The sequence below is a fragment of the Marinilactibacillus sp. 15R genome (genome assembly GCF_001895285.1).
GTDB lineage: Bacteria > Bacillota > Bacilli > Lactobacillales > Carnobacteriaceae_A > Marinilactibacillus > Marinilactibacillus piezotolerans.
Genome location: NZ_CP017761.1, coordinates 1,706,752 through 1,730,194, shown reverse-complemented (window position 1 = coordinate 1,730,194; position 23,443 = coordinate 1,706,752). Strand labels below are relative to the sequence as shown.

At 35.4% G+C, this 23,443-nt stretch carries 23 protein-coding genes; 2 read left to right on the top strand and 21 right to left on the bottom strand.

The window, feature by feature from the left end:
• Positions 1–4: 4 nt before the first annotated feature.
• Positions 5–343: a metal-sulfur cluster assembly factor gene (locus tag BKP56_RS08535; RefSeq protein ID WP_072694676.1), complete on the bottom strand. Its 339-nt coding sequence runs from the start codon at positions 341–343 to the stop codon at positions 5–7.
• Positions 344–409: 66 nt separating this feature from the next.
• Positions 410–1,174 (bottom strand): dienelactone hydrolase family protein, encoded by a 765-nt coding sequence (locus BKP56_RS08530; RefSeq protein WP_072694675.1) that lies wholly within the window; start codon positions 1,172–1,174, stop codon positions 410–412.
• Between the two features lie 138 nt (positions 1,175–1,312).
• Between BKP56_RS08530 and BKP56_RS08525 the strand changes: the two genes are divergently transcribed.
• The gene (locus BKP56_RS08525; protein WP_072694674.1) at positions 1,313–2,125 is read left to right on the top strand and encodes a Cof-type HAD-IIB family hydrolase; all 813 of its coding nucleotides are present in this window, start codon (positions 1,313–1,315) and stop codon (positions 2,123–2,125) included.
• A gap of 63 nt (positions 2,126–2,188) precedes the next feature.
• On the opposite strand, the gene BKP56_RS08520 is transcribed toward BKP56_RS08525, so the two are convergent.
• The 13 genes from BKP56_RS08520 to BKP56_RS08460 form a co-directional block, all read right to left on the bottom strand.
• Positions 2,189–3,679: a phytoene desaturase family protein gene (locus BKP56_RS08520; protein ID WP_072694673.1), complete on the bottom strand. Its 1,491-nt coding sequence runs from the start codon at positions 3,677–3,679 to the stop codon at positions 2,189–2,191.
• A complete protein-coding gene (locus BKP56_RS08515; RefSeq protein WP_072694672.1) occupies positions 3,676–4,371 on the bottom strand; it encodes an ABC transporter ATP-binding protein in 696 nt (231 codons plus the stop codon). The genes BKP56_RS08520 and BKP56_RS08515 overlap by 4 nt, the downstream gene beginning before the upstream one ends.
• Positions 4,372–4,380: 9 nt before the next feature.
• Entirely contained in the window at positions 4,381–5,469 is a 1,089-nt protein-coding gene (locus BKP56_RS08510; RefSeq protein ID WP_072694671.1) for an ABC transporter permease, read from the bottom strand.
• A gap of 208 nt (positions 5,470–5,677) precedes the next feature.
• Entirely contained in the window at positions 5,678–7,540 is a 1,863-nt protein-coding gene (locus BKP56_RS08505; protein WP_072694670.1) for an oligopeptide ABC transporter substrate-binding protein, read from the bottom strand.
• 18 nt (positions 7,541–7,558) lie between these two features.
• Entirely contained in the window at positions 7,559–8,506 is a 948-nt protein-coding gene (locus BKP56_RS08500) for an ABC transporter permease (RefSeq protein WP_177206273.1), read from the bottom strand.
• A gap of 32 nt (positions 8,507–8,538) precedes the next feature.
• Entirely contained in the window at positions 8,539–9,498 is a 960-nt protein-coding gene (locus BKP56_RS08495) for an ABC transporter permease (protein ID WP_072694669.1), read from the bottom strand.
• Between the two features lie 3 nt (positions 9,499–9,501).
• Positions 9,502–10,485 carry an ATP-binding cassette domain-containing protein gene (locus tag BKP56_RS08490; RefSeq protein ID WP_072694668.1) on the bottom strand — a complete coding sequence of 328 codons (984 nt, stop codon included), beginning with the start codon at positions 10,483–10,485 and terminating at the stop codon, positions 9,502–9,504.
• Positions 10,486–10,487: 2 nt separating this feature from the next.
• Positions 10,488–11,489: an ABC transporter ATP-binding protein gene (locus BKP56_RS08485; RefSeq protein ID WP_072694667.1), complete on the bottom strand. Its 1,002-nt coding sequence runs from the start codon at positions 11,487–11,489 to the stop codon at positions 10,488–10,490.
• A 234-nt stretch (positions 11,490–11,723) separates the two neighbouring features.
• Positions 11,724–11,963, bottom strand: coding sequence for an acyl carrier protein (gene acpP / locus BKP56_RS08480; protein ID WP_072694666.1), 240 nt, complete (start codon positions 11,961–11,963; stop codon positions 11,724–11,726).
• Positions 11,964–12,161: 198 nt separating this feature from the next.
• On the bottom strand, positions 12,162–13,178 hold the full coding sequence (gene plsX, locus BKP56_RS08475) for a phosphate acyltransferase PlsX (protein WP_072694665.1): 1,017 nt from the start codon (positions 13,176–13,178) through the stop codon (positions 12,162–12,164).
• 31 nt (positions 13,179–13,209) lie between these two features.
• Positions 13,210–15,264, bottom strand: coding sequence for an ATP-dependent DNA helicase RecG (gene recG, locus BKP56_RS08470; RefSeq protein ID WP_072694664.1), 2,055 nt, complete (start codon positions 15,262–15,264; stop codon positions 13,210–13,212).
• Positions 15,265–15,382: 118 nt separating this feature from the next.
• Positions 15,383–17,026 carry a DAK2 domain-containing protein gene (locus BKP56_RS08465; RefSeq protein WP_072694663.1) on the bottom strand — a complete coding sequence of 548 codons (1,644 nt, stop codon included), beginning with the start codon at positions 17,024–17,026 and terminating at the stop codon, positions 15,383–15,385.
• Between the two features lie 53 nt (positions 17,027–17,079).
• Positions 17,080–17,433 carry an Asp23/Gls24 family envelope stress response protein gene (locus tag BKP56_RS08460; protein ID WP_072694662.1) on the bottom strand — a complete coding sequence of 118 codons (354 nt, stop codon included), beginning with the start codon at positions 17,431–17,433 and terminating at the stop codon, positions 17,080–17,082.
• A gap of 298 nt (positions 17,434–17,731) precedes the next feature.
• Between BKP56_RS08460 and rpmB the strand changes: the two genes are divergently transcribed.
• Positions 17,732–17,920 (top strand): 50S ribosomal protein L28, encoded by a 189-nt coding sequence (gene rpmB, locus BKP56_RS08455; RefSeq protein ID WP_072694661.1) that lies wholly within the window; start codon positions 17,732–17,734, stop codon positions 17,918–17,920.
• Between the two features lie 121 nt (positions 17,921–18,041).
• Here the strand turns inward: rpmB and BKP56_RS08450 are convergent, their stop codons facing one another.
• The 6 genes from BKP56_RS08450 to BKP56_RS08425 all read right to left on the bottom strand — a co-directional run bounded on the left by BKP56_RS08450 (position 18,042) and on the right by BKP56_RS08425 (position 23,433).
• A complete protein-coding gene (locus BKP56_RS08450) occupies positions 18,042–18,407 on the bottom strand; it encodes a hypothetical protein (RefSeq protein ID WP_072694660.1) in 366 nt (121 codons plus the stop codon).
• Between the two features lie 95 nt (positions 18,408–18,502).
• Complete coding sequence (locus BKP56_RS08445; protein WP_072694659.1) at positions 18,503–19,150, bottom strand: thiamine diphosphokinase; 648 nt, start codon at positions 19,148–19,150, stop codon at positions 18,503–18,505.
• 1 nt (position 19,151) lies between these two features.
• On the bottom strand, positions 19,152–19,802 hold the full coding sequence (gene rpe / locus BKP56_RS08440; RefSeq protein WP_072694658.1) for a ribulose-phosphate 3-epimerase: 651 nt from the start codon (positions 19,800–19,802) through the stop codon (positions 19,152–19,154).
• Positions 19,802–20,716, bottom strand: a complete 915-nt coding sequence (gene rsgA / locus BKP56_RS08435; RefSeq protein ID WP_072694657.1) for a ribosome small subunit-dependent GTPase A — start codon at positions 20,714–20,716, stop codon at positions 19,802–19,804. The genes rpe and rsgA overlap by 1 nt, the downstream gene beginning before the upstream one ends.
• A gap of 28 nt (positions 20,717–20,744) precedes the next feature.
• Positions 20,745–22,724 (bottom strand): Stk1 family PASTA domain-containing Ser/Thr kinase, encoded by a 1,980-nt coding sequence (gene pknB, locus BKP56_RS08430; RefSeq protein WP_072694656.1) that lies wholly within the window; start codon positions 22,722–22,724, stop codon positions 20,745–20,747.
• Entirely contained in the window at positions 22,711–23,433 is a 723-nt protein-coding gene (locus BKP56_RS08425; protein WP_072694655.1) for a Stp1/IreP family PP2C-type Ser/Thr phosphatase, read from the bottom strand. Before BKP56_RS08425 ends, pknB begins: the two co-directional genes overlap by 14 nt.
• Positions 23,434–23,443 lie beyond the last annotated feature (10 nt).

Here is a 23,443-nt window from a genome sequence, read left to right as displayed (position 1 = left end):
ATTTTTAACGAATACCTAGAGCAATTCGAGCATAGCGGCTCATTCTTGATGTATCCCACGCTGGATACCAGACAAGCTTAACATCTGTTTCAGTAATCTCCGGTACAAATTTCATGGCATTTAAAATATCTTCTGTAATGACATCCGCCAGAGGACATCCCATAGTAGTCAATGTAATCTTTACTTCACAGTATCCCCCATTAAATACATTTACTTCATATACAAGACCAAGATTTACGATGTCAATTCCTAGTTCCGGATCAATCACTTGTTCCAAATTTTCCATTATTCGGTTTTTAATATCTTCAATTTCCTCTTCAGACCAAACTTTTTTTTCTGACATAGTTTTTCCTCCTTAGGTGAACGGCTTCATAATTATCATAGCAAATACCTGAAAGTTTTCTAAAAACTATTTTTCAAAGCTTTCTTTAAAAAATTCAGCCATAGATACTGCGATTTCATATGGTACTTTATGTCCATGACCCGAACCAATTGTAAATGAAATGTTTTTTGCATACGGTTCATCTTTGATTTGCTCAATGAATTGCTTAGTCTGTTCAAAAGGAACCAGCTCGTCTTTTGTACCATGCCAGAAATAAACTGGCTTTCCAGCAATTTTTTCCGGCTGTTCACTCAAAGAAATTGCATTCAACTGATGTTTGATTTTTTCCGTTAATAATCCATCCGTGTTTTCATACCCGTCTGTCCATTTAGAACTGAGTAACCATTTAGAGAAGTGAAATGGAGAAGTATTTCCCATAAGTATAGCTGCAGAATGGATCCAGTCAAACTGTGTCAGCATAGCACTTGTTGTAATTCCTCCCATAGAAAGACCACTAATTCCAAATTTCTCAGCATCAGATAAATTCTTTGAAACATATTCGTCTCTGATCATATTGACTTCATTCAGATTATGCGTCACAACTTCCCAGAATACAGTGTTATCTTGAGTCGACTGTGCAGCCTGGCTTCTTTCACCATGCATATATGCTTCCGGTAGTATCGCTCTTATTCCCCTTTTAGCTAATTCATATCCTTGAACTAAAACTGATTCTTTATGACTAGTCCATCCATGATAAAAAATAACGGTCGGTAACTTTTCTTCTTTCAGTTCTTCTTTTACGACTTCAAGTAATGGAACTTCTCCGATTGTTTTCTGAATGATCTGAAACATCCTGCTCACTCCTATGACGTATACTTTTTATTTACAGTTTGTTATACTTAGATAAATATCCTTATTTATTTTATCACATATGACATCTTTTTTATATTAGCGAAGCTAATATTTAAATGTTTAAAAGGAGCTTTTTTAATGAATCAAAAACTGATTGCACTTGATTTAGACGGTACAACTTTAAATAACACCCAACAAATCACTTTAGAAACTCAAGAAGTGCTAAACAAACTTCGTAAAGAAGGTCACATTGTTTCCATTGTCACCGGTCGTCCATACAGAAATAGTTATTACTATTACAATCAATTAAAAATGGATACACCAATCGTCAACTTTAATGGTGCTTGGTGTCATAATCCGTCAGACAAAAGCTGGGAGCATGGATACCATAAAACATTGGGTAAAGATCTTGCTATTTCTATGCTGGCCTTGAAAGATGATCCCGAAGTTCAACTTATCGCAGCGGAATCTAGAGATGGTATTTATGTACATGGTGATTTTATCCCTTATCCAGATTACTTTCCTGAGGGGATTGAAGTCAGTAGACAATTAACTTCTGAAACCTTACTTGTTGATCCTACTTCTGTAGAAGTTTTTACAAATACACAATTAAATCAACCGATCATTGAAGAAAGAATTATTGAAAATTATGGAAATGCAGTTGAAGTCAGAACTTGGGGTGGTCTATCTCCTTGTCTAGAAGTCGTCGCTGCCGGGGTACAAAAAGCAATGGGTGTTGAAAGAATTGCATCTTATTATAATATCAAACAAAAAGATATTATTGCTTTCGGCGATGAAGAAAATGATTATGAAATGATTCAATATGCTGGAGAAGGCATCGTAATGAAAAACGGAAATGAGCGATTAAAAGCTATTGCTAATGATTTGACCGCAGTCACTAACCATGAAAATGGTTTAGCAGAATATCTAACACGATACTTTAAATTATAAAAGAAAATCCTGAAAAGACTAAGCGTCGTTTCAGGATTTTCTTTTATTTATTTGTATCGTCTATCATTGATCATCTAGCAATAACTCTTCTACAGCAATTTTTGCAGAAGTTAAAACGATGGGTACCCCGGCACCAGGGTGTGTACTACTTCCAGTAAAATACAGATTCTCACAATTCTTAGCTTTCGCCTGTGGTCTAAAGTGATTACTCTGAGTCAACGTTGGCTGCAGTCCGAAACAAGCTCCGTTGTAAGCGTTAAATTTATCACGCCAATCAATTGGAGTCATATAGGATTCAGACACTACTTCTTCTTCAATATTTTCAAACCCTTTAATATTTTTTAATTTCATAAAGACACGGTCTCTATAATATTGAATCGTTTCTTCATTCCATTCATACTTAGAAGTAGACAGATCAGACACAGGGATCAAAATATATAGACCTTCCTTACCTTCGGGAGCAAGCTTTGGATCCATTTTAGAACCCATATAAACATAAAAAGAAGGATCAGTCAGTACATCTCCTGAAAAGATATCTTCAAGATTTTCGTCTAAATCTTTTGCAAATACAAAATTATGCATATTTTTTACTTGACTATATTTCTTATCCATACCTAAATACATAATGAAACAAGAACAAGAATACTTCATTTGATCAACTTTTTTATCCGTATATTTCCCTTTAGATTTTACATCTTTAACAAGATTTTTGATTGCATATGGAAAATCAGCGTTACACATCACAAAATCTGACAAAATAGTTTCATCATCGATTTTAATGCCCTTAGCATCCTGATTTTCAATGAGGATCTCATCAACCGGTGAGTTATAATTTACTTTTCCACCTAGTTCTAGAAATAACTTTTCCATTCCACTAGCCATCGTATGCATTCCACCTTCGATAAACCAGATACCATATAGATATTCAATCATAGGTATTATGGTATAAAGAGAAGGTCCGTTGTTAGGCGAAACACCAATGTACAAAGTCTGGAAACTTAGTATCTGCTGTAGTCTTTTATCTTTGATATACTTTCCAATAGAATGGTTTGCGCTATCAAATGTTTTTAATTTCAAAGCCTGATAAATCATTTTAGGATTATAAAAATCTGATGCATTTCGAAATGGTCTTTGAATAAAATGATTTTTTGCAACAATAAAACGTTCATAAATATCCTTTAGATAGGATAAAAATCCTGCCATATCCTTATCACTGATATTTTCCATTTCTTCTGTAATTTTAGTCAAATCGGAAGAAACACTAATTTCTTCATCACCAAAGAAAGCAGAATACATCGGATCGACTCTCTGCATCGGTATGTAATCATCAGGATTTTTTCCTGCTAATTCAAAAATTTCTTTATAAATACTAGGCATCATTACAAGACTGGGACCCATATCAAATGTGTACCCATCTTTTTTCAACTGATTCATTTTGCCACCAGGAACAGCTTCTTTTTCGTATAATGTTACATCATAACCAGCATGCTGCAAGCGAATCGCACTTGCTAAACCTGCTACACCAGCTCCGATTACACTAACAGTTTTTTTCATATTGATCCTACTTTATCATTCATTGATTGCTTTTCAAGAATACCATCTTCCATTACATAAACGGAATCACAATATTTTGTTAGTCGTTCATCGTGCGTAACCATAATTGTAGCTTTATTCTTATCTTTTGTTTCTCTAGCTAAAATCTTAACTACTTCAATTGCTCGGGATGTATCTAAACTTGCAGTTGGTTCGTCCGCTAAAATAACAGCCGGATCATGGTAAAGCGCTCTTGCAATAGCTGCTCTCTGTCTTTCTCCTCCAGATAATTCCCCTGGATATTTATCAGCAAGGTCATAAATATCCAATTCTTGAAGCAAATCCTGTATTCTTTTTTTGTCGATTTTAGATTTTTCAACTTTATTGACTAACTTCAACTGTTCTTGGACCGTTAAAAAAGGTACTAGATTGGAAGCTTGCAAGATAAATCCAATATCTTTAAACCTGCGTTGCGCTCGTTTCTTTTCTTTCAACTCGCTAAATTTATTATCATTAATAAAAACATTTCCTTCACTTGGTTGTTGCAGTCCACCGATAATTGTAAGAAATGTACTTTTCCCAGAACCACTTGGACCAATTACTGCGACAAATTCACCAGGATCTACTGAAAAATCTGTTGATTTTAATGCTTCGATTGTCTTGCTACCATCTTTAAACCTTTTACTGACTTGTTTTAATTCAATTGACTTCATCTATTTCACCTACTCTATCGCTTCTAGTGGATCGATTTTCGCTACAGTTCTAACAGAAAAAATGGCACCTAATAAGGCAAATATAATTAATGCTGCACTTGTTGCCACCAAGAAAAGATAATTATTCTGATAAGGTACGGCTGCCGGCAAGAATGCTCCTGTTAATATCGTTAATCCAAATCCTGCCATTACTCCTATTACAGCTAATAAAAATGTTTGAGCCAAAACTGATTTGGCAATATAACTCGTAGAGATTCCTTGAGCTTTCATCACACCCAGCATTGAAGTTTTCTGCAAGGTCAATACATAAATAAATATTCCAACCACCAACGCGGCTATAACAACTAAAAATCCAATCATCAACCCAAATGTCAACACTTGTGCATTATAACCTGGTAGACTACTTATAAAATCATTGATGGGGTAAGCTTCCAATTCATCGTTGTCGATATTAAGACTTTCAACGGATTGACTACCTCTAACGACTATTGCATTGACAGGGAAATCTTCAATACTTTCATCAGAATCAAAGCGTATCTGCTGATATGTCTCTAAATCAGCATACAATACAGGGGCTACACTAAACCTGGCATTATCCGTGAATCCACTGACTTCAACTGTTCGATCTTGCCCAGATAATTGGAGTACATCTCCTATCTCAATTCCCTCTTCTTCTTTCAATGTTATATCTGCAACAACTTCATTTTCTGCTGAAAACAACTCGCCCTCTATAATATTTGGTGTTAAGAACTCAGTGGGATCAATACCAAATAAACTAACATCAATATTGACGTCGCTATCTTCAGATCCTTCTGGTCGTACAATATTTGAGGCGACGCCTATTCTAGCTGTTTCGTCAGCTGAAATGTTACTTTGTTCACTAGGATCAATCATTGACATATTTAAATTCTGATTTGATTCGGATGTAAGCACTATACTGTCTGCATCCCATTTATCAATAGCCATTCTATATTCCTGAGAAAGACCATAAGCTAGACCCGTTAAAAATGAAACTAAGTATGAAACCAGTAAAACAATTCCAATAATCAATGCAAATCGAGTTTTAGAAAATTTAATTTCTTTCCATGCTAAAAACATATTTTAATTCCTTTCGCTGCATTATGTAGTTCGCTAAGATAACAATCGTTCGCGTACTTTCTATTAATAATATCATATTTTTTATTATAAATGTTAATAAAGAGAATTACTATAATATTAATATTATTCAAAATTTAAATAATGTAAACCCCCCACCTGATCATAACGATCTGATGGGGGGTTACTTTATCTTTAGTGTCAATATAAATTATTCAGTTACACGTTCTTCAGAAGTCAAATACCAAGTGTGATATCCAGTTTCAGCACCGGCTGTCTCTGGGTCTACTCCTACAGTAATGTCAAAAGCTCCTACACGATCATTAACTGGGAATACTTCTGTACGGAATAAAGTTGGAATAATTGGTAATTCTTCCATGAAGTATTCTTGCCATTCGTTAAATACTTCTGCACGCCATTCAGTATCAAACCCTTCGCTACTTAGCATTTGTTCCATATATTCATTATTTTCTTCTGTTACCCAACGAGTATAGTTGAATGGTGCAGTTTCCCCATAAAGACCTTCGGGAGTAGGATCAGTACCAGTACCCCATGCTCCTTGATAAACATCGATTGCCGGATCATCTGCTTCAACACGGTCATAGAAAGAGTTGAACTCATGTAGACGTCCTTCAAGTAATTGAACGTTTAGGCCAATACGTGCCCAAGATTGGATATAGTACTCAGCAATAGGTTCAGCTACATCTCCTCCAGACATTGAAGCAAAGTTGATTACTAACTCTTCGCCTTCAGGTGTTGTACGGAAGTCTTCACCTTCAGCCCATTCATAACCCGCTTCATCTAGAATACGATTTGCTTCATCTTCATCATATGGATAACCAACAACATCTTCATTATAGTAATCGGAAAAGTTAGGGATAATTGGAGAATTTGCACGACGACGTAATCCTTGGTAGAAGCGTTCTCCTACTGCGTCATTGTCGATTGCATAAGCCATAGCTTGACGTAAGTTTTTATCCGCCATTTTTGCATCTGGATTATAAACATTCTTAGCTGGTTCAGTAATGTTCCCTTCGTCATCTTCTTGCGCTTCTTGCCATTCGCCTAACTTGAAACCAATATAAGTATATGAGTTTTCATCTCGCCCTACAATGGAGTATCCTGGTAAGTCAGCAAAAGTATCGTATTGATCTGTTGGCATATCGATAAATAAATCAAACTGAGCATTTTCCATTGCGGCAACTGCAGTTGCTGTAGGTACAGTTTGCAATTCAATTCCATCTAAAATTGGAGTCCCACGCCAGTAATCATCAAAACGTGAATAAGAAACAGATTCACCTGGAACAATATTATCCACTTTAAAGGGACCATATCCAAGCGGTTTTTCACGAACTTCTGGAGCAGATTCAAGATCAGCTACCGGGATATCTCCTAAGTAGTGACGTGGCTCTGCATATGTCCATACTCCACCACCAGCTTGAAGCATTTGAACACCGACTGATTTGTATTGGATAGTTAATGTCATCTCATCATCTGATAAAGTCATACCACTAATTGAGTCAGCTTCACCATTTTTGTATTCTTCCATCCCTACAATGTTTTGCAAATCTGCTGTATAACGAACTCCAGTATATTCTGGATCACCAATAATTTCATGAGCAAATAATACGTCATCAGCAGTTAGTGGTTCTCCATCATGCCATTTAATACCATCTTTCACTGTTATTGTAACAGTGTTTGCTTCTTGATCTAATTCAAGAGTAGCTGCACCCGAATCATCAATTTGATAGTTTTCATCAGATCCTACTAATTCTCCCATTGTATAGGCCATTACTTGTGCATCGGGATTTCCATCATATAGCTCCCAGTTAAAAATACCTGTAAATGGAGAGTCTGATACGTAACCAATATTCATTGTTCCGCCTTCAATTGCTTCTCCTTCATTTTCGACACGTGTTTCAAAAGTTAATGGACCTTCTGAACCACTCTCAGATCCACCATTGTCTGACGAACCGTTGTCAGAATCTGCATTATCTGATCCCCCACATGCAGCAAGTACAAATGCAACAGCTGCTGAACTTGCTAATAAACTATACTTTTTCTTGTTTGACATGTTTTTCTCCCCTTTTCTTTACCCTAGTCTTTGTTTTGCGTCTGCCGAGCGTTGTAATGCACGACCGACATAGTTTATACACAACACCAACACTAATATAAGTGTTGACGCTGGTAACCAAACCCATGCTTTATTTTCCAGAATATCTGGATTAGTTGCTGCTGAAACTAGCGTTCCTAAACTTGGCACGTTAGAAGGTAGTCCAAATCCAAGGAATGATAACCCAGTTTCCAGCCCTATATTAGCCGCAAAGTTCAATGTCAAGTTAACAATAATCAATGAACTGATATTCGGCATCATTTCGCGAAGTATAATCAATATTGTCGGTGTTCCCATTGTTTTGGAAGCACTGATGAAATCAAGCCTTCCTACTGTTAATGCCCGCCCGCGAATAAAGCGAGCTTGTCCTACCCAGTAAAAGGCACTCATAATCAAAATAAAAGAAACAACGTTATAATTTGGAACAATCGTTACAAAAATGATGATGATCATTAGTTGAGGCAAGATCATAATAAAATCAATTATCCGCATAATTATATTGTCTATTACGCCCGCATAATAAGCTGCCATAATCCCCACTACAACACCTAATAGACTAGTGATTACAGTAACAGATAATCCAATAAGTAAAGAATTTCTAGCTCCAATAATCAACTGACCAAAAATATCGCGGCCAGCAGAATCTGTACCTAATATATACTGAGTTCCTTCGTAAAGTGGATCAGTACTCATAGAGAACGGCGGTAAATAGGAATCAAATAAACTTACAGTAGTAACTGTGTCTTGATCTAAAATAAAAGATAGGATAAACACAGTCACAAGTATAACAGTCATTAATATAAGTGATCCGAGTGCAAGTTTATCTTTAGCAAATTCTTTAATGATGACTTTAAACCCCATAGGCGGAGTAGAAGCAGACATGTCATCTGACATGATTACAGCTTCTGAATCTTGGTTAGATGCCATTAAATGAACTCATTCCTTTCTAAAGTTATTATTTAATCAATACGTATTCGAGGGTCTACAGCCATTAAAATAAGATCTGATAATAAAGTCCCAATCAAACCAAGGATTCCATAGAAAAGTACTAATACGAAAATCACACTATAATCTCGTGTATTGATTGACTCTAGGAATAAATTCCCCATACCACTATAGTTAAATATTCTCTCAATAAAGATTGAACCTGTTAATAAATTAACGATAGTGTATCCAAAACCTGAAGCTATTGGTAAAGATGCATTACGAAAGATATGTTTTGAATAAACTTTTTCGATTGGTACACCTTTTGAGCGAGCTGTTTTAACATAATCAGACACTTTTGCATCAATAATCTCAGTACGTAGATATTGAATAATACTTACTGTACCTAGCACGGCAGTTGTAATGGAAGGAAGGATCAAGTGATATAATCGGCTCCAGAACTGTTCCCAGAAAGTATTGGCTTGGATATCGATTGATCCTCTTGAAGGGAACCATCCTAAATTAAATCCAAAAATGTAAACCATAAGCAAAGCTAGTACAAATGTAGGTACCGCAAAACTGACAAAGTTATAAATAATAACTGATTTATCTAAAATCGAATCATTATATCGACCAGATAGTATTCCTAACGGAAGACCAATCATATAAGTCAATATAGTAGATAAAAGTGATAATCTTACAGTATTTCCCAGTCTTTCTCCTATTACATTCAATACACTAGTTTTGTAATTGAAACTTCTTCCAAAATCACCTTGAAGTGCGTTTCCAACCCAGCGTACATATTTAACAGGTAGAGGATCATTTAAGCCATATCGTTCACGCAATACATCCAGTTGTGCAGGGTCAACATTAGGATCAATCATTCCGGTAAACGGATCTCCAGGCATAAATTCTGCAATGATGAAGATTAAAATACTTAATATGATAATTTGGGGAATCATTAAAAGCAATCTTCTAAATATTGTCTTCCACATGAATTAAACTTCCCCCTTTGTGTTAATTGACTCATTTTGAAGTGAGCTATTAGGTTTAGTTGCTACAAAATGAGCATCTTTATAAGGCAACAAGTCGTAAACTCTTCCGTCTTGATCATAGTATTCTGCTTCTTGAGCATCATATTCAGCTTCAACTCGCTGACGTTCAATTTTATTTGACTCACGAGTTGTAGGATCCATATCGGGAATTGCTGATAATAGACGTTTTGTATAAATATGCTGTGGATTATTATAAATTTCTTTTTTAGGTCCTTTTTCCACAAAGCGACCTCTATGCATGATAGCAATATCATCAGACATATGTTGAACGACGCCCAAATCATGAGAGATAAATAAGTAACTTAATCCATATTCTTTTTGTATTCTTCGCATAAAGTTCAATACTTGAGCTTGAACCGATAAGTCTAATGCGGAAGTTGGTTCATCAGCAATAATCAATTTAGGATCACTTGCAACTGCTCTAGCCACACCAATACGTTGACGTTGTCCCCCGGAGAACTCGTGGGGATATTTATACATCGCTTCGGCATTCATTCCAACGATATCTAATAGTTCAGCTACTCTACGCTTGATTTCTGCAGGAGTATAGTCAAAATAGTTACGCATTGGTTCAGCCATAACATCAATAATCCTTTTCTTCGGATTCATTGATGAGGTAGAATCCTGAAAAATCATTTGTACATCTTTATTATAATTTGCATATTTTTTATTACGACTACGTGCCTTATTAGTCACGTTTTCGCCTTCATATAAAATTTTACCAGCAGAAGCTTTTTCTAGCCCGATAATGGTTTTTCCAATTGTGGTCTTCCCTGAGCCGGACTCTCCTACTAAGCCATAGGTTTTTCCAGATTCTATCGTCAAGTTTACACCATCAACAGCTCGAACATAATCTTGAACTGTGTTTAAAATACCACCGCGAATAGGGTAGTGAACTTTCAGTTCTTGTACTTCCAAAAATCCCATCGTTATTTTTCCTCCCCTTCAAAGTGGAAATGTTTCCAGCTATTTCCTCTTACTTTATGGTTAGGAGCGATTTCGGTTAACTCTGGGTTTTCATCAAATGCTTCATCAGGTATCCAAGGAATTCTTGGTCTGAAGCGATCACCTTTGCGGGGTAACTTCTGTAATGATGGCACCGTACCGTGGATAACGTGTAATTCTTCGCCTTCTTCAAGTTCGTGAGGAATTGAGTTTAACAATGAACGTGTATAAGGATGCTTAGGATCTCTGAACAAAACATCTACAGGCGCTTCTTCAACAATCTGGCCAGCATACATTACAGCCACTCGATCAGCAGTTTCTGCTACAACTCCTAAATCATGTGTAATCAGAATAATTCCAGATCCTGTTTCATCTTGGATATCAATCATCAAATCAAGGATTTGAGCTTGAATTGTAACATCTAATGCAGTGGTTGGTTCATCTGCAATGATAATTGGCGGTTTATTAGCCAATGCAATCGCAATAACGACTCTCTGTCTCATCCCACCAGATAATTCATGAGGATATGCTTTCATGATTTGTTCCGGTCTCGGAATTCCAACTTGATTCAATAGTTCAAGAACTCTTTCTTTAATTTGTTTCTCATTCATATCTGAGTGATAGACTAAAGCTTCAGCGATTTGTCTATAAATCGTCATCAAAGGATTAAGAGAGCCTAAGGGATCTTGAAAAATCATTCCAATATCATTTCCTCTAATACGATTGTATAACTTTTCGTTTAAGTCAATCAGATTTAAATCTTTATAGATAATTTCTCCACTTACTTGAGTATTTTTAGGATCATGTAGTCCCATGATGGAAGTGGCTAATGTTGATTTACCACAACCGGATTCTCCGACAATTGCTAAAATTTCATTTTTCTTAAGTGTTAACGAAACTCCATCAACAGCGTTATGATATTCTTCGCCAAAGCGAAATCCGGTTTTTAAATTATTAATTTCCAACAAGTTGCGTTCGACGGCCACTGTCTAACCTCCTATGTTTTTCTCCTTAAGAATTAAATGAGAATAACATTAAACATTTTGTGTTTTTTTAACCAAATACTTAATAATATAAATCGAATTATACACGTTATAACTTTTAATATCAACACCGTAATTATTATTTTATAACAAAAAATTAATTTTTTGAATTAATCATTCATTATATCTTAATAAAACCAACAAATAGCATACAGTATTCAGATCTAGGATAGTATTTTACTGATTGTTATTGATATAATCTACAGCTTTACCTACAGTAGTAATATTTTCAGCGTCTTCATCGGATATTTCATTGCCGAAAGTATCTTCAAGTTCCATTACTAACTCAACAATATCAAGAGAATCTGCTCCTAAATCTTCTTTAAAAGTTGTATCTCTATTTATTTTATCTTCATCAACGCCTAATCTTTCCACAATAATGCCTCTAACTTTTTCAAAAATTTCTTGTTCATTCATTTTATAATCCTCCATTTAAGTGTATTGAGTATAATATAACTATTCTTGTTATAAGCCCATTTTTCTCATTTTTTGTTATTCATATAAGTTATTGTAGCGTATTCTTTTGTCTATTTCCATAACTAATCAAAAGTAATATAATATTACCTGTTGATTTATCAGACATTTATATTCCATTTTCTAATAATATTCAGAAATTTACTCTTTTTCTTCGATATTTTCTCCTTCATAATACTTAACCAGATCTTCTACAACATGTGAAGACAGCATTTCTCTAATTTGTTTTAGTGTCTGATAAACCGGCTCTGAAGTTGCTGATCCATGTGTTTTGACTACCGGAGCTTTTAAACCTAATAAAACAGCTCCTCCGTGCTTAGAATAATCTAATACATCTTTTAGATTGGATAAACTATCTTTAAGCAATAGTCCTCCCATTTTAGCTTTTAGACCGTTATTCATAATAGATTCTTTGATGAGTTTTACCATAGACAGTGCAGTTCCTTCAATTGTTTTCAATACAGCATTTCCGGTAAAACCATCCGTTACTACAACATCTGCTATTCCATTCAGTAATTCTCTGGCTTCAACATTCCCTATAAAGTTGACTGCATCATTTTCTTTTAACAGTTTATAAGCTTCTTTTGTTACCTCGTTTCCTTTATTTTCTTCTGTACCGTTATTTAATAATCCAACACGAGGATTATCTATCCCTCTAACAAACTTGGCATAATAAGTCCCAAGGGTTGCATACTGATTAATATTATTTGGTTTGCTGTCCGCATTTGCCCCAACATCCAGCAAATTAAAAGCATCTTGTTTGTCTGCCATAACAGGCATAGTAGCTAGTAATCCTGGTCTATCAATCCCTTTGACTCTTCCAATTATCAAAGTTCCAGAGGCCAATAGAGCTCCTGTATTTCCAGCTGAAAATAAAGCATCATTTTCTTGTTCTTTAACTGATCTTGCAGCCATGACCATAGAAGCTTGTTTTTTTCGTCTAATGGAACGTACTGGATCATCTTCGCTTTCTATTTTTTCATCTGTATGAACTATTTCAATGTTTTCCAATTCTTCATTGATATATTTTTGGATCATGTGCTGCTTACCATACAAGACAATTGTAATATCTTTAAACTCTTTTGCTGCTCTTATGCTGCCTTCCACAATTGCTTGGGGAGCATTATCTCCACCCATAGCGTCTACTGCTATTCTCATTCTTCTTCCTCCTGAAATCATATTTTATAGATCAATCTAAAAATGAATGTCTGGCTTGTTCGTCAATTCCTACTTTTGTTCTTATTAAAGCATATTCTTCTGATTCAAAAAAATCAGTAGTCGCTAAAATTTGTGCAGCTTCATTTCGAGCACTTTCTAAAATTTGAAAATCTTCCACTATATCAGCAACTTTAAAATCCGGAAGACCGGACTGTTTCTTTCCAAATATTTCTCCAGGACCTCTCATTTCAAGATCCTTTTCACTCAATTCAAATCCATCATTAGTCTGTGTTAGTATTTCCATGCGTTGAGCTCCTGTTTCACCCTTTGGATCAGCGATAAGAACACAATATGATTCTTTTTTTCCTCTTCCAACTCGTCCTCTTAACTGATGGAGTTGAGCTAGTCCAAATCGATCGGCATCATGAATAATCATTAAAGTTGCATTTGGCACATTAACGCCTACTTCAATTACTGTAGTAGAGACCAGAACTTGTAGTTCGTTATGTTTGAATTGTTCCATTATGGACTCTTTTTCCATATTTGACATTTTACCATGTAATAATCCAACTTTGTATTGAGGTTCAAACTTAGCAGCATAAGTTCTAAATAGATCAGTAGCATTCTGTAAATCCATCAACTCAGATTCTTCTATCAACGGACTGATGACATAAACTTGAGAGCCATTAGACAGTTCTCGTTTAATAAAAGGAAGCATCTGAGTAAACTGTTTAGGTCTTATCCAGTGAGTTGCTACCGGTTCTCTTCCTGGGGGCAACTCATCTATAATAGAAACATCCATTTCACCGAACGCGCTAATTGCTAATGTTCTTGGAATAGGAGTTGCTGTCATGAATAAAACATCAGGATGAGATCCTTTTTCTCTCAGCGTCTTTCTTTGGTTTACTCCAAATCGATGCTGTTCATCTGTTATAACGAGTCCCAATTTATTGAACTCTACATCTTCTTGTATCAAGGCGTGTGTTCCAATTAAAGCATGAATCTCACCATTTGCTAATTGTTCGAGTATTTCTCTTCTTTTAGCAACTTTAGTTGACCCTGTCAGCAATTCCACTTTCAAACCCTGTGATCTGAACATTTCTGAAAGACTTTCCATATGTTGAGTAGCCAATATCTCAGTTGGTGCCATCAATGTAGACTGAAGACCGGCCGTCCATGCTGCGAATATGGCTGAGGCTGCTACCACTGTTTTACCACTCCCAACATCTCCTTGGAGTAAACGATACATTTGAATAGGTAGCTTTAAATCCTTACAGATTTCATTAACCACCTTTTTTTGGGATTTAGTTAATTCATAGGGAAGAGACTTAAAAAAGGCTCTCAACAAATCAACATCATAGTTCACAGGATTTCCACGGTCTACCATTTTGTGCTGCTTCCTTAGCCACTGCATCTGAAGTTGATAGATAAAAAACTCAAGAAAAATAATGGCTGTTCTAGCTTGTTCCATATCATTCTCTTTATTTGGGAAATGCATCATTCTTATAGACTCTTTATGTGTAACTAAATTATATTTTTCTCTTATAACAGCAGGAACCATCTCAGGAATAAGCTCATTGTATCCATCCCAACACTGTTTGATCAGCTTTATTAATGTAGCTTGCTTTATATGTTTTGAAGTATGGTATACTGGCTCCTGATTTTCTTCTTTGTCACTCAATGCACTACTCAATATTTTTATCCCGCTTAGTTGCATCTTAAGCGCATCCCATTTCCCAAAGATAACTGCTTCTTCTCCAGCATGTAACTGATTTTTCAAATAAGGCTGGTTGAAGAAAGTAACTGGTACAATGACATGTTCTACATTCATTCTAAATGCTAAACGATTCTTCCCTCTTCCGAAGTGATTCACAACTGGATCAGATATCAATGGTCCTCTTAACACAACTTTTTCTTTATCTTCAATTTCTTCGATTGATTTTACCGTTAAATCTTCATATCTGAATGGAAAGTAGGTTAATAGATCGTAAACTGTTTCAATCCCAAGTTCTTTTAAAGCTATAACTCTTTTGGGTCCAACTCCTGAAAGAATGGTAATTGGGTCAAAAATATTCTTTCCAGTCATGCCGAGCTTCCTCCTTTCCATATTAAAATGAATAATCAGAAAGGAATAGATAAAACAACAAAGATTTCTTCGTTATTTCATCTATTCCCCCTTTTAGATAAAAATTAATTCAATTATATTATTCCACAGAGACAAGGTACGGATAGACTGGTTGACCACCTTCATGTATTTCAACTTCAATGTCATCATATTTTTCTTCTATCGCTTTTCCAATTTCTTCAGCACCTGATTTTGATCCATCTTCACCATAAAGAAGTGTAAGAATTTCACTATCTTCATCAATCATTTGATCAATCATATCTAAGGTTACTTTTTTGATATCACTATCAGAAACCTTAATATCTCCATCAATGATTCCCATAAAATCATCTTTTTTAATTGATATACCGTTAATTTCAGTGTCTCTGACCGCAAAAGTAACTTGCCCAGAAGTTACTGCTTCTATTTCGGCAGTCATACTTTCTTTATTAGTATTCAAATCATGAGCAGCATTGAATCCTAACATAGAAGTTAGTCCTTGTTGGATTGTTTTAGTTTCAACAACTACTGTATCCGCTTTAGACACTTTTGCCGCTTGTTCTGCTGCCATAAATATATTTTTATTATTTGGAAGAAGTATATAGTGTTTAGCCGGAATTTTTTCCATAGCTTTAACAATATCTTCTGTACTAGGGTTCATTGTCTGTCCGCCTTGAAGAACATAATCAACACCTAAGCTTTCAAATAACTGTTTAATTCCTTCTCCAGCCGCTACAGCAATCACAGCGATCTCTTTTGTTTCAGTTTTTTTATCTGCTGATAAAGCCGAATGTTGCTCTCGCATGTTATCAACTTTGATTTTCATTAAAGAACCAAATTTCTGACCATAATTCATAACTTCACCTGGACGTTCTGTATGAACGTGAACTTTGATCACTTCATCATCAGCAACTACTAATAAAGAATCACCTAATTTGTCCAGGTAATTTCTAAACTCTTCATAGTCAAATGTATCTTCAACCGTTTCGCCTTCACCAATACGTACCATGATTTCAGTACAATATCCGTAAGTAATGTCTTCCGTATGTACATGTTCATGTACTCCTCCACGGTGATGTTCTGCACGTACTAATTCATCAAGTTCCGGTGCTTCTTCAACAGGCGCTTCTCCTGTAAGAGACGACAAAAAACCTTCATATACGTATACTAAGCCTTGACCACCACTATCTACAACTCCAACTTCTTTAAGAACTGGTAACAGATCAGGCGTTTTTTTCAAGGATTTTTTGGCTGCTGCTAAAATCGTTTCCATGACTTCTATAACATCGTTTGTTTCTTTTGCCTTTTTCGTACCCGCTTTAGCAGATTCTCTTGCAACCGTTAGAATCGTTCCTTCAACAGGCTTCATTACAGCATTGTAAGCAGAATCTACTCCGCTTTTAAAGGCAGCAGCAAATTGCTCGGCATCTACAGATTCTTGTTCTTTAACAGACTTGCCGAATCCGCGAAATAATTGAGATAATATTACTCCCGAATTACCTCTGGCACCCATCAATAATCCTTTAGCTAAAGCTTGAGCAATTTCTCCCAGATGATTGCTATCTGTCTCTTTTACTGCTTTTGCTCCACTAGTAAAAGACAGATTCATATTAGTACCTGTGTCTCCATCTGGAACTGGAAACACGTTCAGTGAGTTTACATATTCAGTATTTTCGTCTAATCGCATGCGACCAGCCGAAATCATACCCTTGAATTCTTCAGATGTTAAATTTAATACTTCCACTTTAATGAGTTCCTCCCTTGCCACAAACAGACTGCGGCTTTGGTATAATAATATTACACGCGTACGCCTTGTACAAATACATTGACAGATTTAGCTTTCAAGCCTAAATTTGCTTCTAGCTGGTACATGACTCGTTCTTGAACATTTTTAGATACTTCTGAAATTTTAGTACCATAGCTCACGATGATATAGACATCGATTATGATTTCTTCGTCTTCTTGTCTGACAACGATTCCTCGAGAATAATTATCTCGGTTCAAAATCTCAATCAGTCCATCACGTACTTGTTTCCGACTTGCCATTCCTACTATCCCGAAATTCTCTGTTGCCGCTCCGCCAACTACAGTAGCAATTACCTCATTAGAGATTTCAACATTACCGAATTCATTTTTAAGATTTACTGTCATTAATGGATTTCCCCTCTCTATTCAAATTCTCATGATTTCAACTTATCTTTTGATTAATTTTCATGATTAACATATTACATACTCAAACATATTTTAGCATATCGTGTTTTATAATGAAAGACAATACCTATTTTGTAAGTTTACAGTCCACTTTAACTATCAATATGACTGTCAAGGTTCATTACTTGAAAGATTGCAAATATTTTCTTGCGTGTTTATCTTGTATGTGGTATCTTATATAAGTATGAGTTAGCTTCTTTTAACGTAGAAGCTATTGCGTAAAGGAGGAGAGTTAATTATGGCTAAAGAATGTTTTGTAACTGGACGTAAAGCTAGAAGCGGAAATAACCGCTCACACGCTAACAATAAATCTAAACGTCGTTTTGCTGCGAACTTGCAAAAAGTACGTATTATGGTTGATGGACAACCTAAAAAAGTATGGGTATCTGCACGTGCTTTAAAATCAGGTAAAGTGGAACGCGTATAATATAAAAATTTCATAGAGCCTACAAATGTCTTTCATAAGCATTTGTAGGCTTTTTGTTATCTTGTTTTTTTCAGAACAAATCCAAAAGAAGAGCCCACCTGTTTGAGTGAGCTCTGATTTGCTATTTTGATAGAGACTCCAATTTTGAGATCAGTTTCCTTTGATACTCTTTAATTCCTATCACACGGGGCTTAATAATTAATTTAATCGTTTTATTCTTAGTTATGATACTGACTCTTCTTATATTTCGACCTGTTACTTTTATACTTTTGATATTCTTTAAAGAGATTACTTCCACTGATTTTTCATCCAACTTAATATCTAGTTGCGATAAGGTCAAGTTATTTCTATCAACAACAACTATATAATATTTAGGAAGAGGCAAGAAAAATTTTTTATCTTCTTCTACATAACCAGAAACAGCTTGAAAATTTCCATATTTCTCTTTGGCTTCTTCAAGGGCAGATTTGGTAATGGCGATTTTCATTTATTTAGACTCCTTTTATACTATTCTTTAGCTCGACTATATTCCATACATGTACACTTATAATATGAAATATCAGGTACCTTTGGTTTTTTCACCTAATCTTTGCTTTGGATAAAGGCTGCTAATCCACTATCAAACGAAAATCTTCCCTCTTCCATAACAAATTCATTGCTAATCAACGCGATAGGATAATCAAAATTTTTGTTATCTAAAGTGTACTTAAACCCCTTGTCTAATGTTAAGTTGCTTAAAGGAGTCATTCCGATGAAAGAGCAGTATTTTTTATCCGGCTCTTTGAAGAGCAAATAGCTTCCAGGTAGATAAAATTTAAGTGTGTTTGTTTGGTTTATAAATATTAACCTAGTTACGATTGATTTGAATCTTGGCTGCATTACAATCATTAATATACTCATTAAATGATCAAGTCTTCCTCCAGACCACCCATATAAAATAATTTGCTCAGTATCAAAAAACTGCATAGCATATACTAAACTTAATTCTGCATCTGTATCGTCTTTTTCAGGTTCAAAACTGATTACTTTTTTAGAATTTTTTTCTATTATCAGTTTTTCTGCATCTGTTATAGAATCAAAATCCCCTAAAGATAAATCGATATAGTACCCATTTTCAGCAAGCAGCAAAGCCCCTTTATCTACTCCAATATAATAATCCTGTTCTTTCAATGGAGGCATGGTATGTTGTCGACTGTCCGGACTTCCTAACATGATATGCAAACTATTCATTTTAATTCACCGCATGCTTCAAGTTAGTAATTTGTTCATGAGGATTTTCTGATCCATATATATATGATCCAGCAACAAAAACTTCAGCCCCTGCTTCTTTACAGATTTTTGCTGTTTCAGGTACAATTCCACCATCTACTTCAATAATATACTCATAATGATGTTTTTGTATTAATTGGTATAATTCACTGATTTTTGCAACAGTTTCGTTTAGAAAACTTTGTCCACCAAACCCTGGGTTAACCGTCATAACTAATACCAGATCTACCATGTGCAGCACAGGTTTGATCATCTCGATTGATGTTCCGGGATTAATTACAATTCCTGCTTTTACTCCATTTTTACGAATAAGCTGCAGTGCTCCATGAATATGATTTGTACTTTCAAAATGTATAGAGATGTAGTCCGCCCCTGCTTTAGCGAAGTCTTCAATAAAATTTTCAGGATTTTCAATCATGAGATGGCAGTCTAGCGGCAATGAGGTATGTGGTCTGATTGCCTCTACAACATTATACCCAAAAGTTAAATTAGGAACGAAATGACCATCCATAACATCTATGTGAATCCAGTCTGCTCCTCCTTGTTCCACTAATGAGACTTGTTCTTTTAGTCTTGCAAAATCAGCACTTAATATTGACGGAGCTATTTTCATTAAGATTCTCCTTTTTTTCTATAACGTGGTTTTCTTTTTTTGATTTCTTCTAAAAATAATTGATAATTATTGTATCTATATTCCGGTATTTCACCTTCCAATACAGCTTTTTTCACTGCGCATCCCGGTTCATTCAAATGAAGACATCCGCTAAATCTACAGTCAGATCTTAAACTCCACATTTCCGGAAAGTATTCAGACAGTGATTCCTGCTCTATTTCATCAAAGGCTAATAGGCTAAAACCGGGAGTATCAGCAATTAAACTATCCAGTAAAGGAACTAATTCGACATGCCTGGTTGTATGTTTGCCTCTACCTAATGATTGAGACGTTTCTCCGGTTTTCAGTTCAAGTTCAGGGTTCAATACATTTAACAAGGTAGATTTACCAGCACCGGACTGTCCCATGAATACAATCAGATTATTTTTGAATTGTTCGCTGAATAGGGTTTCTAGCTGTTCCTTTTTATCCTTATCAGTCTTTTCTATGAGAATCATTTGATAACCGATCGCATTATAATCCTTTTGATATTTTTTGATTTCCATTGATTCGTCAGTGCTTAAAAGATCCATTTTAGTAATGAATATGACCGGTTTGATATGTTTAGACTCTAACATTACTAGAAATCTATCTAATAATTGATTAGAAAATTTGGGATCCGCTGCAGACATAATAATGATTCCTATATCAACATTCGCTACTTGAGGTCTGACAAGTTCATTTTTTCTTTCTAGAAGATTTTGTATGACTCCTTCTTCTTTACTTCCACTTTCAAATTCTACATAATCTCCTACTAGAGGAGTAATTTTCTGTTTCCGGAAGACACCTCTTGCTCTGGTCTGATAAATCATATTAGAGTCATCTGTTACGTAATAAAATCCACTTAGTGCTTTAGTTATCTGACCCTTTTGCAACTATCTCCATCCTTTCTAACATTTGGTATTATTCAGTGAGGCTGGATTCTTCTAAGATTACTTCTCCATCTCTTTCAACTCTGTAGCTTGCTGACTCTCCTTCTTCAACAACAAAAGTAAGAATTTCAGGAGTATCTTCTGTAATTTCATATTCTTTATACACAGAATCCAAATTATTTTCTGCATCTCCTATAAATATCTGTATCAGATTCGGTACTGGCTCTTGCCCTTCTCCATCAGGGTTACTTTCATCATTTTCTGAAGATTCAGGTGCTGCATAAGGAATGATAATCCCTTCATCAAATGTATTCAACTCAACTTCTTCAGGTCCTGTTGAAAAAACAACTGAAATTCTACTGCCAGCATATACCGTCGTTCCCGGTTCTGGAGATTGACTGCTTACTTGACCAGCGGGGACTTCTGCATTCGGTTCACTTGTACTAGAGACAGATAAGCCGATATCATTTGCATAATCTGTTACTCCTGCTTCAGAATATCCGCTAAGATCTCTTAATGTAAATCCTTCCTGTCCAGTACTTACAGTAAAGGTGATTGTAGTTTCATCAGGAACAACTTCTTCTCCTGCTTCAATATCTTGGGATATAATATTTCCTGCTGCTATTGTATCACTACTCTGTTCTTCACTCTCAACAGTAAAGCCCAGTGTCGTTAATTCAGCTCGAATATCTTCGTAAACTTCATTTTCATAATTTTCAATTTCAAAAGGCTCACTTCCGCTACTGATAAAAAGATCAACAGACGCTTCTTCTCTTAATGTTGAACCAGGTGATGGATCGGATCGGATAACTAAACCTTCTTCAACTTCTTCGTCGTTTTCTTCAGTCACTTCTCCCAGCACAAGATTAAGGCTGGACAATTCTTCTTCAGCTTCATCTTGAGTTAACCCTTCAAGATCTGGTACTTCAACTTCTTTTGGTCTGTTAAACAAAAGAAGTCCACCCACAAACAGAATAAGTAAGAATATTCCCAGAAGTACCCACAACCATCTTCTTTTTTTCTTTTTTGGTTTTGATTTATCCTTTTTATTTTTAGTTTGATCCCCTGCTTCGCCCGATTCTTCTGGCTTATCTTTAGAATATAGGGAACCAGATGTTACTGCAATTGGCTCTATTACTCTTGTTTCTTCCTTAGTAGTATCTATCGGAACAAACTTTGCTTCTCCTGCTCGTTCAGGTGACAAAGCCGTTTTTAGGTCTTCTTCCATTTCTGCTATTGTTTGGTATCGTTGACTTGATTCCTTAGCGGTAGCTTTTAAAACAACATTTTCAAGTGGTTGAGGAATACGATTATCAATATTTCTAATGGACGGCAACTCCTGTTGAAAATGTTTTAAAGCAATTGAGACTGCTGACTCTCCATCAAAAGGCACATCTCCCGTTAGCAATTCATAAAGTAATATCCCAAGTGAATAAATGTCAGATTGTTTCGTAGCCATACTGCCTCTTGCTTGTTCAGGAGACAAATAATGGACAGAACCTAACAGAGAATTTGTTTGGGTTATAGAATTTTGAGAAAGAGCGACTGCAATACCAAAATCCGTAATCTTAACATTATCATGAGCATCAATCAGTATATTTTGAGGCTTGATATCTCTATGAATAATATGATGTTGATGAGCGTAACCAACTGCTGCAAGGATTTGCTTCATAATTTCAATGGACTTTTTGTATGGGATCGGATGATAATCATGAATATACTGTTTCAAGTCTGTTCCTTCTACATATTCCATAACGATATACGGATTCTCGTTTTCTCCAACATCATAGATGTTTACAATATTTGGATGAACGAGTTCTGTAGTAGCGAGCGCTTCTCTTTTAAAACGTCTAATACTATTTTCATCATTATGGAAATTATAGGCCATTAATTTTACAGCAACATTTCGTTCCAATATTAAATCTCGTGCTAAATAAACTTTTGCCATTCCGCCTGAACCAATACATTTTATAATTTTATATCTTCCATTGATTCTCTCACCTGTTTCCATTTGAAGACCCGCCTTCCCCAGTCTTACTTTCTAGATCAATATTTTTTAACGAATCGTATTCAATCAAACAGACTGTTACATTATCTGATGCTCCTTGGCTAAGTGCTCTTTTTACCAATCGCTCTACTTTATCCAGATCATTAAGATTTTGAGACAAAAGTTTCTGAATTTCAGTATCACTTAATGCATTCGTCAATCCATCAGAACACAAGAGTAAATTCTGTATTTTTACATTAGACAAATAAAAGAAATCAATAGATACATTTGTTTCTATACCTAGAGATCTAGTTAAAGTATTTCTTTTTTCATGAATCAATGCTTCTTCTTCTGTTATCTGACCATTTAATTTTAATTCATTTGCAAATGAATGATCTTCAGTTATTTTATTTAAAGTTGATGCTTCAAAAACATAAGCTCGGCTATCTCCTACATTAGCAATCAAAGTCGCATCATCAAAAATAACGGCCGCTACTAAAGTTGTTCCCATTCCCTTCAAATCTTGAAAAACTGTTGCAGCATCATAAATTCGTTTATTTTCTTTGTTGATATGTTCTCTAAGCCACTGCTCTACTGAATTTATATTCTGATCTTTAAATTCAGACTTTCTCCAACTATTTCCTAACTGCAGTACTGCCATTTCACTTGCAATATCTCCAGCATTATGACCTCCCATTCCGTCACAAAGAATGGCTAAAACCTGATTACTCAAATTTGTAAAA

Excerpts from the sequence above, each read along its gene's own strand:
- rpe (WP_072694658.1), bottom strand. The coding sequence starts at position 19,802 with ATGAAAATAGCTCCGTCAATATTAAGTGCTGATTTTGCAAGACTAAAA.
- BKP56_RS08515 (WP_072694672.1), bottom strand. The coding sequence starts at position 4,371 with ATGAAGTCAATTGAATTAAAACAAGTCAGTAAAAGGTTTAAAGATGGT.
- BKP56_RS08490 (WP_072694668.1), bottom strand. The coding sequence starts at position 10,485 with ATGGGATTTTTGGAAGTACAAGAACTGAAAGTTCACTACCCTATTCGC.
- BKP56_RS08535 (WP_072694676.1), bottom strand. The coding sequence starts at position 343 with ATGTCAGAAAAAAAAGTTTGGTCTGAAGAGGAAATTGAAGATATTAAA.
- plsX (WP_072694665.1), bottom strand. The coding sequence starts at position 13,178 with ATGAGAATAGCAGTAGACGCTATGGGTGGAGATAATGCTCCCCAAGCA.
- rpmB (WP_072694661.1), top strand. The coding sequence starts at position 17,732 with ATGGCTAAAGAATGTTTTGTAACTGGACGTAAAGCTAGAAGCGGAAAT.
- BKP56_RS08495 (WP_072694669.1), bottom strand. The coding sequence starts at position 9,498 with ATGTGGAAGACAATATTTAGAAGATTGCTTTTAATGATTCCCCAAATT.
- BKP56_RS08445 (WP_072694659.1), bottom strand. The coding sequence starts at position 19,150 with ATGAATAGTTTGCATATCATGTTAGGAAGTCCGGACAGTCGACAACAT.
- BKP56_RS08460 (WP_072694662.1), bottom strand. The coding sequence starts at position 17,433 with ATGACAGTAAATCTTAAAAATGAATTCGGTAATGTTGAAATCTCTAAT.
- BKP56_RS08525 (WP_072694674.1), top strand. The coding sequence starts at position 1,313 with ATGAATCAAAAACTGATTGCACTTGATTTAGACGGTACAACTTTAAAT.
- BKP56_RS08505 (WP_072694670.1), bottom strand. The coding sequence starts at position 7,540 with ATGTCAAACAAGAAAAAGTATAGTTTATTAGCAAGTTCAGCAGCTGTT.
- pknB (WP_072694656.1), bottom strand. The coding sequence starts at position 22,724 with ATGGAAACAGGTGAGAGAATCAATGGAAGATATAAAATTATAAAATGT.
- BKP56_RS08500 (WP_177206273.1), bottom strand. The coding sequence starts at position 8,506 with ATGGCATCTAACCAAGATTCAGAAGCTGTAATCATGTCAGATGACATG.
- BKP56_RS08520 (WP_072694673.1), bottom strand. The coding sequence starts at position 3,679 with ATGAAAAAAACTGTTAGTGTAATCGGAGCTGGTGTAGCAGGTTTAGCA.
- BKP56_RS08450 (WP_072694660.1), bottom strand. The coding sequence starts at position 18,407 with ATGAAAATCGCCATTACCAAATCTGCCCTTGAAGAAGCCAAAGAGAAA.
- acpP (WP_072694666.1), bottom strand. The coding sequence starts at position 11,963 with ATGAATGAACAAGAAATTTTTGAAAAAGTTAGAGGCATTATTGTGGAA.
- BKP56_RS08530 (WP_072694675.1), bottom strand. The coding sequence starts at position 1,174 with ATGTTTCAGATCATTCAGAAAACAATCGGAGAAGTTCCATTACTTGAA.
- recG (WP_072694664.1), bottom strand. The coding sequence starts at position 15,264 with ATGACTGGAAAGAATATTTTTGACCCAATTACCATTCTTTCAGGAGTT.
- BKP56_RS08510 (WP_072694671.1), bottom strand. The coding sequence starts at position 5,469 with ATGTTTTTAGCATGGAAAGAAATTAAATTTTCTAAAACTCGATTTGCA.